The organism is Sediminihaliea albiluteola (assembly GCF_014077625.1).
Lineage (GTDB): Bacteria > Pseudomonadota > Gammaproteobacteria > Pseudomonadales > Halieaceae > Sediminihaliea > Sediminihaliea albiluteola.
On the sequence record NZ_JACFXU010000014.1, the window covers coordinates 609,057 to 624,294 of the forward strand.

The 15,238-nt window shown below is 53.9% G+C and carries 15 protein-coding genes; 14 read left to right on the forward strand and 1 reads right to left on the reverse strand.

Annotated features, from left to right (window positions below):
- The first annotated feature begins 115 nt into the window (after positions 1-115).
- The 13 genes from H2508_RS09645 to H2508_RS09705 all read left to right on the forward strand — a co-directional run bounded on the left by H2508_RS09645 (position 116) and on the right by H2508_RS09705 (position 12,685).
- Positions 116-1,306, forward strand: a complete 1,191-nt coding sequence (locus H2508_RS09645) for a lytic murein transglycosylase (protein ID WP_182172461.1) — start codon at positions 116-118, stop codon at positions 1,304-1,306.
- A gap of 71 nt (positions 1,307-1,377) precedes the next feature.
- Positions 1,378-2,214, forward strand: coding sequence for a CvfB family protein (locus tag H2508_RS09650; RefSeq protein ID WP_182172464.1), 837 nt, complete (start codon positions 1,378-1,380; stop codon positions 2,212-2,214).
- A 124-nt stretch (positions 2,215-2,338) separates the two neighbouring features.
- Positions 2,339-3,475, forward strand: a complete 1,137-nt coding sequence (gene dinB, locus H2508_RS09655; protein WP_182172479.1) for a DNA polymerase IV — start codon at positions 2,339-2,341, stop codon at positions 3,473-3,475.
- A 195-nt stretch (positions 3,476-3,670) separates the two neighbouring features.
- Positions 3,671-5,170: a succinylglutamate desuccinylase/aspartoacylase family protein gene (locus H2508_RS09660; RefSeq protein WP_235965161.1), complete on the forward strand. Its 1,500-nt coding sequence runs from the start codon at positions 3,671-3,673 to the stop codon at positions 5,168-5,170.
- 119 nt (positions 5,171-5,289) lie between these two features.
- Positions 5,290-5,781 (forward strand): Fe-S cluster assembly transcriptional regulator IscR, encoded by a 492-nt coding sequence (gene iscR / locus H2508_RS09665; RefSeq protein ID WP_182172485.1) that lies wholly within the window; start codon positions 5,290-5,292, stop codon positions 5,779-5,781.
- 40 nt (positions 5,782-5,821) lie between these two features.
- A complete protein-coding gene (gene sufB, locus H2508_RS09670; protein ID WP_182172488.1) occupies positions 5,822-7,261 on the forward strand; it encodes a Fe-S cluster assembly protein SufB in 1,440 nt (479 codons plus the stop codon).
- A 57-nt stretch (positions 7,262-7,318) separates the two neighbouring features.
- Positions 7,319-8,065: a Fe-S cluster assembly ATPase SufC gene (gene sufC, locus H2508_RS09675; protein WP_182172490.1), complete on the forward strand. Its 747-nt coding sequence runs from the start codon at positions 7,319-7,321 to the stop codon at positions 8,063-8,065.
- Positions 8,065-9,366: a Fe-S cluster assembly protein SufD gene (sufD, locus tag H2508_RS09680; protein WP_182172493.1), complete on the forward strand. Its 1,302-nt coding sequence runs from the start codon at positions 8,065-8,067 to the stop codon at positions 9,364-9,366. The genes sufC and sufD overlap by 1 nt, the downstream gene beginning before the upstream one ends.
- Before the next feature lie 22 nt (positions 9,367-9,388).
- Positions 9,389-10,636, forward strand: a complete 1,248-nt coding sequence (locus H2508_RS09685) for a SufS family cysteine desulfurase (RefSeq protein WP_220463682.1) — start codon at positions 9,389-9,391, stop codon at positions 10,634-10,636.
- A gap of 20 nt (positions 10,637-10,656) precedes the next feature.
- Positions 10,657-11,013 (forward strand): HesB/IscA family protein, encoded by a 357-nt coding sequence (locus tag H2508_RS09690; RefSeq protein ID WP_182172496.1) that lies wholly within the window; start codon positions 10,657-10,659, stop codon positions 11,011-11,013.
- Positions 11,014-11,022: 9 nt separating this feature from the next.
- Positions 11,023-11,562 carry a putative Fe-S cluster assembly protein SufT gene (sufT, locus tag H2508_RS09695; RefSeq protein ID WP_182172499.1) on the forward strand — a complete coding sequence of 180 codons (540 nt, stop codon included), beginning with the start codon at positions 11,023-11,025 and terminating at the stop codon, positions 11,560-11,562.
- A gap of 13 nt (positions 11,563-11,575) precedes the next feature.
- Positions 11,576-12,019, forward strand: coding sequence for a SufE family protein (locus H2508_RS09700; protein WP_182172502.1), 444 nt, complete (start codon positions 11,576-11,578; stop codon positions 12,017-12,019).
- A 9-nt stretch (positions 12,020-12,028) separates the two neighbouring features.
- Entirely contained in the window at positions 12,029-12,685 is a 657-nt protein-coding gene (locus H2508_RS09705) for a glutathione S-transferase family protein (RefSeq protein WP_182172505.1), read from the forward strand.
- 39 nt (positions 12,686-12,724) lie between these two features.
- Here H2508_RS09705 and ppnN read toward each other — a convergent pair whose 3' ends face one another.
- Positions 12,725-14,086 carry a nucleotide 5'-monophosphate nucleosidase PpnN gene (gene ppnN / locus H2508_RS09710; protein ID WP_182172509.1) on the reverse strand — a complete coding sequence of 454 codons (1,362 nt, stop codon included), beginning with the start codon at positions 14,084-14,086 and terminating at the stop codon, positions 12,725-12,727.
- A gap of 341 nt (positions 14,087-14,427) precedes the next feature.
- On the opposite strand from ppnN, the gene H2508_RS09715 reads away from it, so the two are divergent.
- Positions 14,428-15,198, forward strand: a complete 771-nt coding sequence (locus tag H2508_RS09715) for an SDR family NAD(P)-dependent oxidoreductase (RefSeq protein ID WP_182172512.1) — start codon at positions 14,428-14,430, stop codon at positions 15,196-15,198.
- Positions 15,199-15,238: the final 40 nt, after the last annotated feature.

Genomic DNA, 15,238 nt, shown 5'->3' on the forward strand with positions numbered 1-15,238 from the left:
CGCGCTAAACAGCGCCTGAGCCAAGCAATTTACAGGCATCAAGGCAAAAGCGCTTTCTTCCCTGCGCAAGCTTGGTATCTTAGGCAGTCACACGCTTAGATAACGAGTCTGTCAATTGAAATACGCACTAGCCATTCTGGCACTTCTCAGCATCTCACTCCAAGTTCAGGCAAACGACGACTTCCCCAGCTGTCTTGTCGCACTGCAAGAGCGCGCCCGTGGCGCCGGTGTTGACGAGCAAATTGTTGAGCAAGTCATTCCAAGCATGCAGCAGCAAAAACGCGCTTTGAAGCAAGACCGCCAACAACCTGAATTTGTACAAACTTTTCAGGACTACCTTAATGCTAGGGTCACGCCACAGCGCATCGCTCGGGGTCGCCAACTACTAGAGCAGCATCGGTCTTTCTTGCTCGATCTACAGGCCCGCTACGGTGTCCCGCCTCATTATCTACTGGCTTTTTGGGGCTTAGAGACCAACTTTGGCGGCTATATGGGCAAGATGCCAACCTTAGATTCACTGGCCACAATGGCCTGCGATCAGCGGCGCAGCGAATTCTTCTCTAAGGAGTTCATCGCCGCTTTACAGCTCATGCAGCGTGAATCTCTTAGCCCAGATGATATGAAAGGCTCTTGGGCAGGTGCTGTTGGTCACACCCAGTTTATGCCCTCTTCTTATCTGAGCTACGCCGTTGATGGTGATGGCGACGGACGCATCAACCTCTGGGACAGCGAGCGCGACGCACTGGCCTCTGGCGCCAACTACCTACAAACTCTGGGCTGGCAGAACGGCTTACGCTGGGGCCGAGAAGTCTCTGCAGGGGCGAACTTCCCTTATGAGCTCGCTGGGCGAAACTCTCCCAGGCCGCTAGCGGAGTGGGCCGCGAAGGGCTTAAAACGCAATGATGGCGCGGCCCTACCTATGGCCGATGTCGATGCTGCCCTGCTGCTACCGGCTGGTTACCAAGGGCCGGCTTTTCTGGTCTACGACAACTTCAAAGTGATTATGCGCTGGAACCGCTCTGAACTGTATGCCATCGCCGTTGGCCACCTGGCTGACCGCATTGCCGGTGCTGGTGCACTGCTGGGCAATACCAATAGCGAAAACCGCCTGCGCACAGAAGACATCCTATTCACACAGCGCAGCCTTAATCACTTGGGTTACGATGCTGGTGCGGTCGACGGTGTACTGGGCTCTGGTACCCGAGCTGCACTGCGCGACTTCCAACTGGCCAACCAGCTTATAGCTGACGGTTACCCGAACCCAAGCACACTCTCAGCACTGGCAAAACGCGCTCCTAGCCCTTAAACCTCTAACAGCACCTAAGGGCGGCAATTAGCTTACAATAGCTGCCGCTCTATTTTTCCGGTACTTCTTGCATGCTCAAAATTGGCCAATACAACACCCTCTCCGTACTTGAAACCGGCAGCCACGGCGCCATCCTCGATGGCGGCGAGCATGGCAGACTATTGCTCTCTCTACTGCAATGCCCCCAAGACCTTGCCCCCGGCGACGAGCTAGAAGTTTTCATTTATCTCGATAGTGAAGGTGACCCGGTACCGACGACTCGCCGGGCTGCGGCCCAACTCGGTCAGGTGGCATGGCTAGAAATTGTTGAGGTCAATCATTTAGGGGCCTTCGCTGACTGGGGTCTAGCTAAAGATTTATTTATTCCCTTTGCCGAGCAGCAACACCCGCTAAGCAAAGGGCGTCACAGCTTGGTTAAGATTTATCTGGACAAACAAGGCCGCATTACTGGTTCAACACGCATTGACCACTGGATTAAAGATGAGCCGAGTGGTCTAAAACCACGAGAAAAAGTCAGCTTAATCATCGCCGACAAAACGGAACTGGGTTTTAAAGCGGTGATTAATCATCAGAGCTGGGGCCTGCTCTACGGCAATGAGCTATACCGCCGAATCAAGAAGGGACAAGTGATCGATGGCTACGTCAAACGCATCCGCGAAGACGGCAAGGTTGATCTCAGCCTAGATCAACCTGGCTTTAGCCAAGAGAAGATGGACGGAGTGGCCGGTGCTATCCTCGCAGCGCTAGAACAAAACCAAGGCTTTCTAGCACTCAACGACAAAAGCCCGCCGCCAGAAATTTATGCCGCTTTCGGGGTCAGCAAAAAAGTCTTTAAACAGGCCGTCGGTACCCTCTACAAGCAGCGCAGGATCAGCTTGGAAAGTAACGGTATTCGGCTGAACAGCTAAATATATCGGCCGCAGCGATGGCTCGACTATAAGCAGCCTACTATTTAGATGAGGCGCCGCGCCGCTTGAGCTAGGCCACGGGGCAAGGCTTGTCGCCCTAGAGCGCGCTGACTACTATTGACCTATGAGCGATATCCGCCAGCCCGACAACCCACAGCAGCTCCGAAAGATCCTCCATATCGATATGGATGCTTTTTTTGCCAGCGTTGAGCAGCGTGACCACCCCGAGCTTCGAGGCAAGCCTATCGCCGTGGGCGGCAGTGCCCTGCGCGGTGTGGTAGCAGCGGCCAGCTATGAGGCCCGCGTCTTTGGTGTGCGCTCGGCAATGCCCTCAGTGACCGCTAAGCGACACTGCCCTGAGCTGATTTTTGTGCCGCACCGCTTTGAAGTCTACCGCGAAGTCTCGTCCCAAATACGCGAAATTTTCCGGCGCTATACCGACTTGATCGAGCCCTTATCACTAGACGAAGCCTATCTAGACGTCACCAAAGACAAGCAGGGTATTGGCAGCGCAATACGCATCGCCGAATTGATTCGGCAAGCGATCCGCCATGAAACTGGACTGACGGCAAGTGCTGGTGTTAGCTACAACAAGTTCTTAGCCAAAATCGCTTCGGACCAGAACAAACCCGATGGTATCTGCGTGGTATTACCCCAGCAAGGCGCAGAATTTGTTGCGACACTGCCGGCGCGTCGTTTCTACGGGGTCGGCCCTAAAACCGCCGAAAAGATGGCCCACCTAGGAATTCATACGGGGGCAGATCTGCGCCAACAGGATCTCGTTTTCCTGCGCCAGCACTTTGGCAAGTCAGCGGAATACCTGTATCACGCCAGCCGAGGTGTCGACCACCGTCCGGTCAAAGCCAACCGGATTCGCAAGTCGGTCGGTGCTGAGCGCACCTATAGCCAAGACCTGAGCAGCGAAGCAGAGTTGTGCCAAGCACTTGATCAAATTGTTGACATTGTCTGGCAACGTATCGAAAAAAACCGCGCTCGGGGCCGAACCATTACGCTCAAAGTGAAATACAGCAACTTTCAGCAAATCACTCGCGCAAGATCGCTCGACAGCTACATTCCCAACCGGCAGTGCTTTGCTGAGCTTGGTAGACAGCTCTTAAGCGAATTACTGCCTGTGCCGCTAAGCGTTCGTTTGTTGGGCCTGACCTTGTCCTCCTTAGAGCATGAGCTCAGCAACTCAGGTCAGGCTGCATCTCAGGCGGTCAGCGCGCCGCAAGCCAAACAATACAGCTTTGATTTCTAATGACAGCAGTAGCAGAACACTGCACATTTCATCTGAGTGCAGGTTTTTCTCAAACCAAAAGTTAATAAGCTGTACACTATGCCATTGACCAAAATACTGACTAGTGCGACGACAGCTATGGGCCTGTCGGGCAAGGAGTAACCCGTACTCACCATGACTTCATATCGCCTAAAGGCGCTGGCTCTAGGCCTTAGCATGACAGCCTACCTTGGCCATTACTCTGGCCTCAGCCATGCCGCCGACCCGAGCCCTCTGGACGGGCCTGCAAGCGCCAGCATAAGCCCAGATACCGCAGTCGCTAGCGACTCATCCACTAAGATCAGCGAGGGCAGTGCAGAGAAGCACTTGCCCAAGGCGCAAAACGTAGCGCTCGATCAGCCTATCGATGAGCCTCCTGCAGAGCCAGCAACAACTGAAGCTGATACACCTGATGCAAAAACAGCAGCAGCGGCCACAACTCAGGCCAAGTCGAAAGCTGCAAACCAGGCAAGTGAAGCAGCTCAGACTGACGGCCCCCTCGCTGACAGCGTGCAGGAAGCAAAGCCCGAGGAGCCGCATCTAGTACTACTTGGTACCGAGGTTCCACCCGCCACCTCAACCCGCTTATCTTGGGCTCCCAGTCAGTCTTTCGAAGGCATCTACAGCGCCACCCCGGTGCTAGTAGTCAATGGCGCCAAGCCCGGCCCTACACTCTGCTTAACCGCAGCAGTCCACGGTGATGAGCTCAATGGCGTGGAAACCGTCCGCCGCGTGCTTTACAACCTCGACGCCAACACCCTAAAAGGCACTGTGATTGGCGTCCCTATTGTCAACTTACAGGGTTTTCATCGCAGCTCTCGCTACCTCAGTGACCGGCGTGACCTCAACCGCTACTTCCCCGGTGACCCCCAGGGTAGCTCTGCTTCGCGCATTGCATATTCGTTTTTTCACGAGCTCATAAAGCACTGCAGCGCCGTGGTTGATCTACACACCGGTTCGTTCTACCGCACCAACCTGCCCCAACTGCGTGGCGACTTACTCAATCCGCAGGTGCTCAAGCTAACCCAGAGCTTTGGCTCAACGGTTGTCCTCCATAGCGAAGGCACTTCGGGAACCTTGCGCCGCGCCGCCGTCGACGCGGGCATTCCGGCCGTTACCCTAGAAGCGGGGGCACCAATGGTGCTCGATGAAGAGAGCGTAAGCCACAGCGTTAAAGGCATTCGAACCCTGCTCAACCACCTGGGCATGGTGAGTAAATTTCGACTCTGGGGCGACCCAGAACCGGTTTACTACAACTCGACATGGCAGCGTGCGCCACAGGGCGGCATCGTATTTAGCAAAGTCAGCCTGGGCCAAGTTGTTCGCAAAGGCGACACCTTAGCCACGGTAACCAACCCCATTACCAACGTGCGAACCAAGATTCGCTCAAGCTACAACGGCCGGGTGCTCGGCATGGCCTTAAACCAAGTGGTGCAGCCAGGCTTCGCTACCCACCATATCGGCATTGAAGCCTCGGGGGATCAGTTCAGCAAACCGCAGGATGTCGACATAGCGCCGGCCAACTCTGCTCAAGAAAAGCCCCAGCATAATGCCGCAACAAAAACAGCAGAGGACGCAGCGCTGCTAGCAACACAAAAGCACAGCGACAGCCCAGAGTCCGAAGACAGCCAAGGGGGTGACCCTAGAGAGGAAAGCTTAGAGGCTGACGAAGAATAATTGGCGCCAAAGCCTCGGCTTGGAATACCCGAGTGTTGCAAGGGGTTATATACTCGACTAAAATACTCAGGTATGACAAACGACAGCCTTCATTCAGCGCAAATTAATGCGCCCTCATCATGCGCCTGACAACTCGCGGACGCTATGCCGTCACGTCTATGCTCGACCTAGCCCTGCACCAAGGGCAAGGGCCCATTCCGCTGGCTGGAATCTCTGCCCGACAGGATATTTCCCTGTCCTACTTAGAGCAGTTGTTTTCCCAGCTGCGTCGCGGTGGACTAGTTCGCAGCGTGCGCGGCCCAGGGGGTGGTTACCACCTAGCCAAGGAAGTGCAGCAGATCAGCGTGGCCGAGGTCATTGAAGCCGTCAACGAAAGCACCGATGCCACGCGCTGTAAGGGTAAGGGAGACTGTCAAAAGGGCAGCACCTGCCTCACTCATCACTTATGGATGAGTCTCAGCGAGCAAATTCATGAGTTTCTTGAAGGAATCTCCCTGTCTGACCTAGTGCAAAGTCAGGATATCAGGGAGATCGCGCTACAACAGCAAGGGCGCGAATCAGCATCAGATTCAAATCACCTGAACCTTATCGACGATTTGGAACAGGCCTAGCCCCATCACGAGGGCTATCCGAACTACAGGGCCACATATTATGTCGCAGCAACAGATAGACCGTGCTATCAACAGAGAGTATTCAGCGGGTTTTGTTACCGATATCGAATCGGACACACTCCCACCTGGACTTGACGAGGATGTCATCCGCTTCATTTCCAAACGCAAAAATGAGCCCGAGTGGCTACTGGAATGGCGTTTAGAGGCCTATCGTGGCTGGTTGGAAATGACCGAGCCGACTTGGGCCCATGTCAACTACCCTCCGGTCAAGTTCGATGAAATTTCCTACTACTCATCACCTAAGGACCATAAAGACGGTCCCCAGAGCTTGGACGAAGTCGATCCAAAACTGATCGAAACCTACAACAAGCTCGGCATCCCGCTTCATGAGCAGGCGATCCTGGCCGGCGTGGCAATGGACGTCGTATTTGACTCGGTGTCGGTAGCTACCACCTTCCGCGAGAAGCTCGCTGAAGCTGGGGTTATCTTCTGCCCTATCTCAGAAGCCGTGCAAGAGTACCCAGAGCTGGTGCGCAAGTATTTAGGCACTGTGGTACCTCGCAAAGACAACTACTACGCGGCTCTCAATAGTGCCGTATTCAGTGACGGCTCCTTTGTTTATATTCCCAAGGGCGTGCGCTGCCCGATGGAACTGTCCACCTACTTCCGCATTAACGAGCAAAATACCGGCCAGTTCGAGCGCACCCTGATTATCGCCGAGGAAGGCAGCCACGTGAGCTACCTAGAAGGCTGTACCGCACCCATGCGCGACGAAAACCAGCTCCACGCAGCTGTGGTAGAGCTGGTCGCTCTCGATGACTCGGAGATCAAGTACTCCACGGTTCAAAACTGGTACCCCGGCGATGCCGATGGCGTAGGCGGTATCTACAACTTTGTCACCAAGCGCGGTGTCGCCCATCGCAACGCCAAAATCTCTTGGACCCAAGTAGAAACCGGCTCGGCCATCACATGGAAATACCCTAGCTGTATTTTGCGCGGCGATAACTCCGTGGGCGAGTTCTACTCTGTGGCGCTGACCCACCACGCGCAGCAGGCAGACACCGGCACCAAGATGATTCACTTGGGCAAAAACACCCGCTCGACCATTATCTCCAAGGGGATTTCTGCCGGGAAAAGCTCCAACAGCTACCGCGGCTTGGTGCGCATGAGCCCCCGTGCCGAGGGCGCCCGCAACTACACTCAGTGCGACTCGCTACTTATTGGCGACAAGTGTGCCGCGCATACTTTCCCCTATATCGAAAGCCGCAACGCCAGCGCCGTAGTGGAACACGAAGCCACCACATCCAAGGTCAGCGAAGATCAGCTCTACCTCTGTCAGCAACGCGGTTTAGATGCCGAAAAAGCCGTCTCTATGATTGTTAACGGCTTCTGTAAGGAAGTGTTCAAAGAGCTGCCGATGGAGTTCGCCATGGAAGCTGGCAAGTTGCTGGAAGTCAGCCTTGAAGGCTCAGTGGGTTAACCAACAAAGATTGATAGCCCAGGCCAAGATGCCGGGGCAGCGGAGAGAGAATTACACATGCTAAAGATCGACAACCTCCACGCCAAAGTGGAAGACAAAGACATTCTTAAGGGCCTAAACCTGAGCGTAAAGCCCGGTGAAGTCCATGCCATTATGGGCCCCAACGGTTCCGGTAAGAGCACCCTCGGCCACGTACTGGCAGGTCGTCCCGGCTACCATGTGACTGCTGGTACCGCCACACTGCTGGGCCAGAACCTGCTCGACATGGAAACCGAAGAGCGCGCCCACCTCGGCTTGTTTTTAGCCTTCCAGTATCCGGTAGAAATCCCCGGCGTAAGCAACATGGAGTTCCTCAAAGCGGCGGTAGATACAGTACGCGAATCACGCGGGCAAGAAAGCATTAGCAGCGTGGACTTCATGAAGAAAGCGCGCGCCATTTGTAAGGAAGTCGACCTCGATCTGAGCTTCCTCAAGCGCGGCGTGAACGAAGGCTTCTCCGGCGGTGAGAAAAAGCGCAACGAATTAATGCAAATGATGATGCTTGAGCCCAAGCTCTGCGTGATGGATGAGACCGATAGCGGCCTCGACATCGACGCCCTGCAAGTGGTTGCCAATGGTGTCAACGCCATGCGCAATAGCGAGCGTTCATTTGTACTAGTCACTCACTACCAGCGCCTGCTGGACTATATCGAGCCAGATTTTGTCCACGTGCTGTCCGAGGGACGCATTATCAAGACCGGTGACAAGTCACTGGCCCTAGAGTTAGAAGAGAAGGGCTACGCTTGGCTGGAGGGCGCAGCTTAATGAGCGACTTTATGCAACAGCCTCTGGATGCTGCTGCCAGCCTCGCACCGACCTGGCTGGCGGATATTCATGCCCGCGGTAAAGCCGTATGGCAAAATACCCCAATGCCAACGCGCAAAACGGAAGCCTGGAAATACACTAACTTGCTTCCTTTGCAGCAGCGCTTTCAAGCACCAGACAAAAGTAACACGCCTGAAGTCTCAGGTATTAACTACCCGCAGCTCGGCGGCAGCACGCTGGTGTTTGTCGATGGCTTCTATCGCGAAGAGCTGTCTAAAATCGACTTACCTGAGGGCGCACGACTGCTGCGCTTCGCTGAGGCTGACAGCAAGCAGGCCGAAGCTATTCGGGCACGCTTAGGCCAAGCTATTGTTTCCAAACAGCATCTGTTTGCCGCACTCAACGACGCCACTTTAGCTGATGGCGTATTTTTAGAGGTCGATGCCAACACCGTTGTTGACCAGAGCATACACTTGGTCTGGCTAAGCAGTGGTCAAGTCGACGCCCTGAGCGTCAACCAACGCCTGCTGGTAGAGCTCGGCGCCAATAGTAAGGCCACCGTAGTCGAAAGCTTCGCCAACACGGCTACTGGTGGCACCGCCTTTACCAATGGCATTAGCGAGCTACAGCTCGGTGACGGAGCGATCTTGGATCACTATCGCTTGCACCTCGAGCAAGCAGAAGCTGTGCATATCGGCGGCGTACACGCCACGCTCAATGCCAGCTCCACTTTAAACAGCTTTCACTTAGCTCTGGGCAGCACTCTCAAGCGTATCGACATCGTAGTAGAGCATCGCGGCCAGGGTGCCCACTGCGAGGTCAATGGCATTTACCTACCTCGGGGTGAAGAGCAGGTTGATTATCACACCTGCATGGAGCACGCGGTACCTAACTGCACCAGCAGCGAGACCTTCCGCGGCATTATCGCTGATCAAGCCAGCGCTGTGTTTAATGGCCGTATCCATATTCATCCGGACGCCCAGAAAACCCGTGCCGAGCTGAGCAATAAAAACTTGCTGACCAGCAACCAAGCTGAGGTCAACACTAAGCCTGAGCTAGAGATCTACGCCGATGATGTACAGTGCGCCCACGGTGCTACGGTGGCGCAAATGGACCCTGCCACGCTGCACTATCTGCGCGCCCGCGGGATTTCCAAAGCTGAGGCAGAGGTGATGTTGAGCTTCGGTTTTATTAACGAGCTGGTCGAGGCGATTCGCTGCGAAGCCATACGCGATTATCTTAAGCCCTTGCTGGCACGGCGTTTTTCACACAACCCGAAGCTAACTCGACATATCCTGTGATACCGCAATTTGTGAAAACACTATGAGCAGCACCGCAAGCATGACTCGAAGCCACTTTGACGCAGAAGCTATACGCGCCGACTTTCCTATCCTCCAGCAGGAGGTGAACGGCCACCCGCTGGTATATCTGGATAATGCAGCCACGACCCAGAAGCCAGAGGCAGTCATCGAGGCGATCAGCCACTACTACCGTTGTGACAATGCCAACGTGCACCGCGGTGCCCATGCACTATCGGATCGCGCCACCGTAGCTTTTGAGCAGGCCCGGGAGCGGGTCGCCCAGTTCATTGGCAGCCCCAAAGCCAGTCAATTGATCTGGGTGCGCGGCACGACCGAAGCGATCAATCTCGTGGCCCAAAGCTGGGGCCGGCAGCAACTGAAGGCCGGCGACCGCGTCTTGGTATCCTACCTTGAGCATCACTCCAACATCGTGCCTTGGCAATTGGTTGCTGCTGCCACTGGCGCCACAGTAGAGCCCATCCCTATTACCGTGGATGGTGATATCGACCTGGCTGCATTTGATGCACTGCTTGATGAGCGGGTCAAAATGGTCTCGGTTAACCATGTGTCTAACGCTTTGGGCACGGTTAATCCGGTTGCAGAAATCACCCGCAAAGCCCACGCGGTGGGTGCGAAAGTCATGCTGGACGGCGCCCAGGCCACTGCCCACTTCCCTGTGGATGTAGTAGCTCTGGACTGCGATTTCTACGCTTTTTCTGGTCACAAGCTGTTTGGTCCTACTGGTATTGGTGCCCTGTGGGGCCGCGAAAGCCTGCTCGAGGCGATGCCGCCCTTCCTCGGCGGCGGCGAAATGATTGAGACCGTCAGTTTTGCTGGCACCACATTCAATAGCCTGCCCTTTAAATTTGAAGCGGGCACCCCCAATATTGCTGGAGCTATCGGCTTAGCCGCGGCTATCGACTATTTAGCCGGCATCGACATGAACGCTGCCGCAGAGCACGAACTCAGCTTATTGGAGCAGTCACTGGAGCTCGCAAAGGATGTTAGTGGACTGCGCCGTATCGGCAATCCGGCCCAATCAGTAGGTATCTTTAGTTTTGTCTTAGAGGGCGTACATCCTTCAGACTTAGGTATGCTACTGGATCAGCAAGGTATTGCTGTTCGCACCGGTCACCACTGCACTCAACCACTGATGGATTACTATCAGGTACCCGGCACCGTGCGAGCCTCCTACGCCATGTACAATACGGCGCAGGATGTAGAACGCTTGTTCCAAGGTATTCATAAAGCCAAACGATTATTTGGCTAATATTTTCAGAGGATAGCTGTATGTCTGTAGAAACCTTTGATGTGAACCGTGACGCAGTGGTCGTTTCGGACGCTGCTGCCACTTACTTAAAGAAACAACTTGAGCTTCGCGGCCGCAAGGCTGTGCGCCTGAGCGTCAAGGAAAACGGCTGCACTGGCTTTAGCTACGTGATGGATGAAGTCGAGCACAGCGAAGAGAACGACTTGACGGTGACTCTAGCCAATGGTCTGGAGCTATACATCGATAAAGCTTCCCTACCAGTCCTGCAAGGCACCGAAATCGCCTACGAAAAAGAAGGCATTAATCGAACTATCAAGTTCCATAACCCTAATGTCACAGACGCTTGCGGCTGCGGCGAAAGCTTCAGCATCAATTAAGGCCCTGCAATGAGCTCAGAAAGAACTCTGCTGACTACTCAGCGCGACTGCCCAGGGCGTCTGGTGCCCGTGGGTGACGAGGTCGTTATACCAGCCAACACTTTCGTCACTCTTACGCAAGCGCTAGGTGGCAACTACACCGTCATTTACAACGGCAACATGGTGCGCGTTGACGGCACTGACGCAGACGCTCTTGGTCTTGAGCGACTCCAGCTAGAATTTGAGCCTCCGGCCGACAAGCAAATCAGTGAAGAGCAAGTGTGGGAGGCCCTACACACGGTTTTCGACCCCGAAGTTCCGGTCGACCTTGTCAATCTCGGCTTGATCTACAAACTGACCATCGATCAAGAAATGGGCCGAGTCGAGGTTCAAATGACTCTCACCGCTCCGGGCTGTGGCATGGGGCCGGTACTGGTCGGTGATGTCAAATACCGGGTTGCCCAAGTGCCCTACGTCAAGAGTGTAGCGGTTGACCTGGTCTTTGACCCGCCTTGGAACCGCGACATGATGTCAGAAGAAGCCAAACTTGAAACAGGCATGTTTTACTAAGGAAACACCCCGCATGACACAAGGCACGAACCCCTTCGGCCACAGCATCACTGACGACGACATTGTAGAAACCCTATCATTCTTCGATGACTGGGAAGACCGCTACAAATACATCATCGATCTGGGTAAAGAGTTGCCCGCCATGCCCGAGGAGCTTCGCACAGAAGAGCGCAAGATTCGCGGCTGCCAAAGCCAAGTATGGATTAACACCCGCTTAGAGCAGGGACGCTTGGAGATGGATGTAGACAGTGATGCCTTTATCGTTAAAGGCTTATTGGGGGTCGTGCTGGCCGCCTACAACAACAAAACCCCTGCCCAAGTGCTGGCCTTTGACGTAGACGACTACTTCGGCAAACTGGAATTACTGAGCCATTTATCGCCTACCCGCGGCAATGGTTTGCGCGCCATGGTAGCTCGCATTCAAAGCATTGCCGCGGAAGCGGCTCAAGCCAGCTGATAGCGTCCTATGAAACTATTTTATTATCCCGGTGCTTGCTCAATCATTCCTCATATTGCACTGGAGGAGCTTGATGCGCCCTACTCCGCAGTCATGGTTGATTTTAACGCCGGTGAGCAACTATCCGCTGAATACCGAGCAATCAACCCTTTATTACAGGTGCCAGCACTAGCTTGCGATGAAGGCACTATTACACAAACTCCAGCAATCCTAAGCTACCTCGCACTACGCTACCCCGACAGTGGACTAATAGAGTCCAGCTCCCCTTGGCAATTCGCCAAGATGCAGTCCTTTCATATGTTTATCGCAACGACAATTCATATACTGTTTCGACAGATATCTATGCCCCATGAATTTGTTGCTGACGAAAGCGCCCAAGCCTCGCTTAAGGCGAGGGTTCCCTCGATGTCCAATCATTATTTTCAATTTATCGAGGATCAATTAAAGGCTGGCGGTCCCTGGGTACACGGCGACAAGTTCTCTGCCTCCGATATCTACCTTTATGCATTTGCTAGCTATTTGAAGATTGGCGACCGCGGTGATCTGAAACGCTTTGAAGCTATTTCAGCCCACCGCCAGCGGGTCCTCGCTAGACCAGCAGTAAAACGCGTACTCCTTAAGGAGACCGAGGCAGGGGGGGATATCCCCATGTCACTATTTAATTAAATAATCCTGCCTTCGCCATCTGGGTATTACAGCTGATGACTACTGGAGCTGATAACAGGGCTTATAGTTGGCTTGGTTTTCGCCCAGCTTCATCCGCCCCTCTTCCACCAACATCTGCAGTAGTTTATCCATGGCATGCAGCAACTCCGGATCACCACGCAACTGATATGGACCGTGGCGCTTGACCTGTTCAATACCGAAGGCTTTTACGTTACCCGCTACCAAACCTGAAAACGCTTTGCGCAGCTGGCTGGCCAGCTCATGCCCAGGTAAGTCTCGTGATAAATTGAGGCCGGCCATATTCTCGTGTGTAGGCACAAAAGGCTCTTGCAGGGAGCTGTCGATCTTCAAGTCCCAGTTGTAATAGTAAGCTTGGTGCGTTTTGCGCCGCTGATCATGCACGCCAGTTACCGCTTGACGCACCATGCGACCGACCTCATCGGGTTGACCAGTAATCACTTGATAGTAGTTACGTACCTCAGGCCCTAGGCTAACAACTAAAAACTCCTCCAGTTGCGCAAAATACTCGCTGCACTCATCCATACCAGCAAAGACTAGAGGCACTGCATTTTCATTACCGGGGTACATCAGGATGCTCAAGAGATAAAGCACCTCCTCCACCGTACCAACACCACCGGGGAAGACGATAATGGTGTGCGCCAAGCGAACAAAAGCTTCCAAGCGCTTCTCGATATCCGGCATGATCACCAGCTCGTTAACGATCGCATTGGGCGACTCTGAGGCAATAATACCCGGCTCACTAATACCTATGTAACGGCCATTTTTAATTTGCTGTTTCGCATGACCAACCGCAGCACCTTTCATCGGACCTTTCATCGCCCCGATGCCGCAGCCGGTGACAATATCGAGCCCGCGCAAACCGAGCTCATAACCCACTTGCTTAGCGTAATCATATTCCTGGCGCGGAATCGCATGGCCACCCCAACAGACTACCAGCTGTGGCTGCAGGTCTGGCCGCACAACACCCGCATTACGCAGAATACGAAACACCGTATTGGTCGCCTGCTCTGAGCTCAGCGGCGGCTCTTGACCACCGGTAATTTTATAATCGGTGAACACAATATCGCGCAGCGCAGAAAACAAGTGCTCTTGAATACCGTAGATCATCCGACCGTCAACAAAAGCCTGAGCTGGCGCATTGATCAACTCTAAGCGAACACCACGAGGTTGCTGCAAGAGGTGTATTTCAAAATCAGAGTAATGAGCATATATTTCTGCCGCATCATCTTTATCACTGTCGGTATGGAGAATCGCTAGAGCACAATTGCGAAATACCTCATAGAGATCGCGCCGGCTCGAAGTAAGACCTTCAATTTCAGCGCGAGACAGGAGGTTAAGGGACTTCACAGGGTGAATCAGAGCGTGTGGCAGCTTTTCCATACAAAAGGTCCGTTGGCATTCAGAAGCTTGCTATTTTAGCATTTTCTTCCTAGCGAAGTGTGTCGCTACTCAAAGGATAAGCTGGGAAAGCTTTATCGCTCTATCTTAAGTCTGAGCCATGCCAGCCACTGAATCGGCGCAATAATTCGCGATTGGTTTAGTTCGGCTTATAGCAAACTTAGATGTTGTCCGAGACAATAAACACTTGAGTAGGCCACCTAGAGCCGTCAACACAAACACCCTGTGTCTAATACAAACCGTCTTTTGCTGAAAAAATTTAATAACCCAGAGCTGACCAGGCTCTCACAAACCCTAAACATAAACAGTTAATGAGAAAAACCATGACCACTGATATTACTCCCTCTAACATTCACTATGATTACAGCGGCGCTGCAGTGCTCGTCACAGGCGGCACCAGCGGTATCGGCGCGGCAATTGCCGAAGCATTTCAAGCGTCTGGCGCTGAGGTCACTATCACCGGCACCCGTAGCACTGCCAGTGACTACGAGCTGGACTTGTCGAAATATCAATACCTTCAGCTTGATGTAGAAAACACAGAAAGCATCGATAGCGTAGCAAATGCCTTGCCACGACTGGATATCCTGGTAAATAACGGCGGCGTTGCGCTGCCCAGCTTGGGTCTGGACGAATCTGATCCGGACGTTTTCCAGCGCGCTGTACAAATGCACCTAGTAAGCGCCCACCGCATGGCCGAGCGCTGCAAAGACAAGCTTGCCAAAAGCGCATTACCTGGCGGCGCCTCCGTCATCGGCATAGCCTCTATGAGCTCGTTCTTCGGCATGGAGATCGTGCCGGGTTATGGCTCGGCAAAAACCGGCCTCGTTGGCATGACCCGCGCTTTGGCTGTGGCTTGGGGCAAGCACAACATCCGAGTTAATGCGGTCGCCGCCGGCCTCACCGCCAGTCGCATGACTGCAGCCACAGTCGCCAATGCAGAGTGGTCTGCCCCCACCCTGGCACGTACCCCTGCTGGACGACTGGGCGAGCCGACAGATATTGCCGCACCAGTACTATTTTTAAGCAGCGCCGGCGCCTCATGGATCACCGGACAAACTTTAGCCGTAGATGGTGGCTATACCATCTCAGGCTAAAGACCATGCACCAGCTCAGCTACGAGTGCGCAGAGAACTC

Excerpts from the sequence above, each read along its gene's own strand:
- H2508_RS09650 (WP_182172464.1), top strand. The coding sequence starts at position 1,378 with ATGCTCAAAATTGGCCAATACAACACCCTCTCCGTACTTGAAACCGGC.
- dinB (WP_182172479.1), top strand. The coding sequence starts at position 2,339 with ATGAGCGATATCCGCCAGCCCGACAACCCACAGCAGCTCCGAAAGATC.
- H2508_RS09660 (WP_235965161.1), top strand. The coding sequence starts at position 3,671 with ATGACAGCCTACCTTGGCCATTACTCTGGCCTCAGCCATGCCGCCGAC.
- iscR (WP_182172485.1), top strand. The coding sequence starts at position 5,290 with ATGCGCCTGACAACTCGCGGACGCTATGCCGTCACGTCTATGCTCGAC.
- sufB (WP_182172488.1), top strand. The coding sequence starts at position 5,822 with ATGTCGCAGCAACAGATAGACCGTGCTATCAACAGAGAGTATTCAGCG.
- sufC (WP_182172490.1), top strand. The coding sequence starts at position 7,319 with ATGCTAAAGATCGACAACCTCCACGCCAAAGTGGAAGACAAAGACATT.
- sufD (WP_182172493.1), top strand. The coding sequence starts at position 8,065 with ATGAGCGACTTTATGCAACAGCCTCTGGATGCTGCTGCCAGCCTCGCA.
- H2508_RS09685 (WP_220463682.1), top strand. The coding sequence starts at position 9,389 with ATGAGCAGCACCGCAAGCATGACTCGAAGCCACTTTGACGCAGAAGCT.
- H2508_RS09690 (WP_182172496.1), top strand. The coding sequence starts at position 10,657 with ATGTCTGTAGAAACCTTTGATGTGAACCGTGACGCAGTGGTCGTTTCG.
- sufT (WP_182172499.1), top strand. The coding sequence starts at position 11,023 with ATGAGCTCAGAAAGAACTCTGCTGACTACTCAGCGCGACTGCCCAGGG.
- H2508_RS09700 (WP_182172502.1), top strand. The coding sequence starts at position 11,576 with ATGACACAAGGCACGAACCCCTTCGGCCACAGCATCACTGACGACGAC.
- H2508_RS09705 (WP_182172505.1), top strand. The coding sequence starts at position 12,029 with ATGAAACTATTTTATTATCCCGGTGCTTGCTCAATCATTCCTCATATT.
- ppnN (WP_182172509.1), bottom strand. The coding sequence starts at position 14,086 with ATGGAAAAGCTGCCACACGCTCTGATTCACCCTGTGAAGTCCCTTAAC.
- H2508_RS09715 (WP_182172512.1), top strand. The coding sequence starts at position 14,428 with ATGACCACTGATATTACTCCCTCTAACATTCACTATGATTACAGCGGC.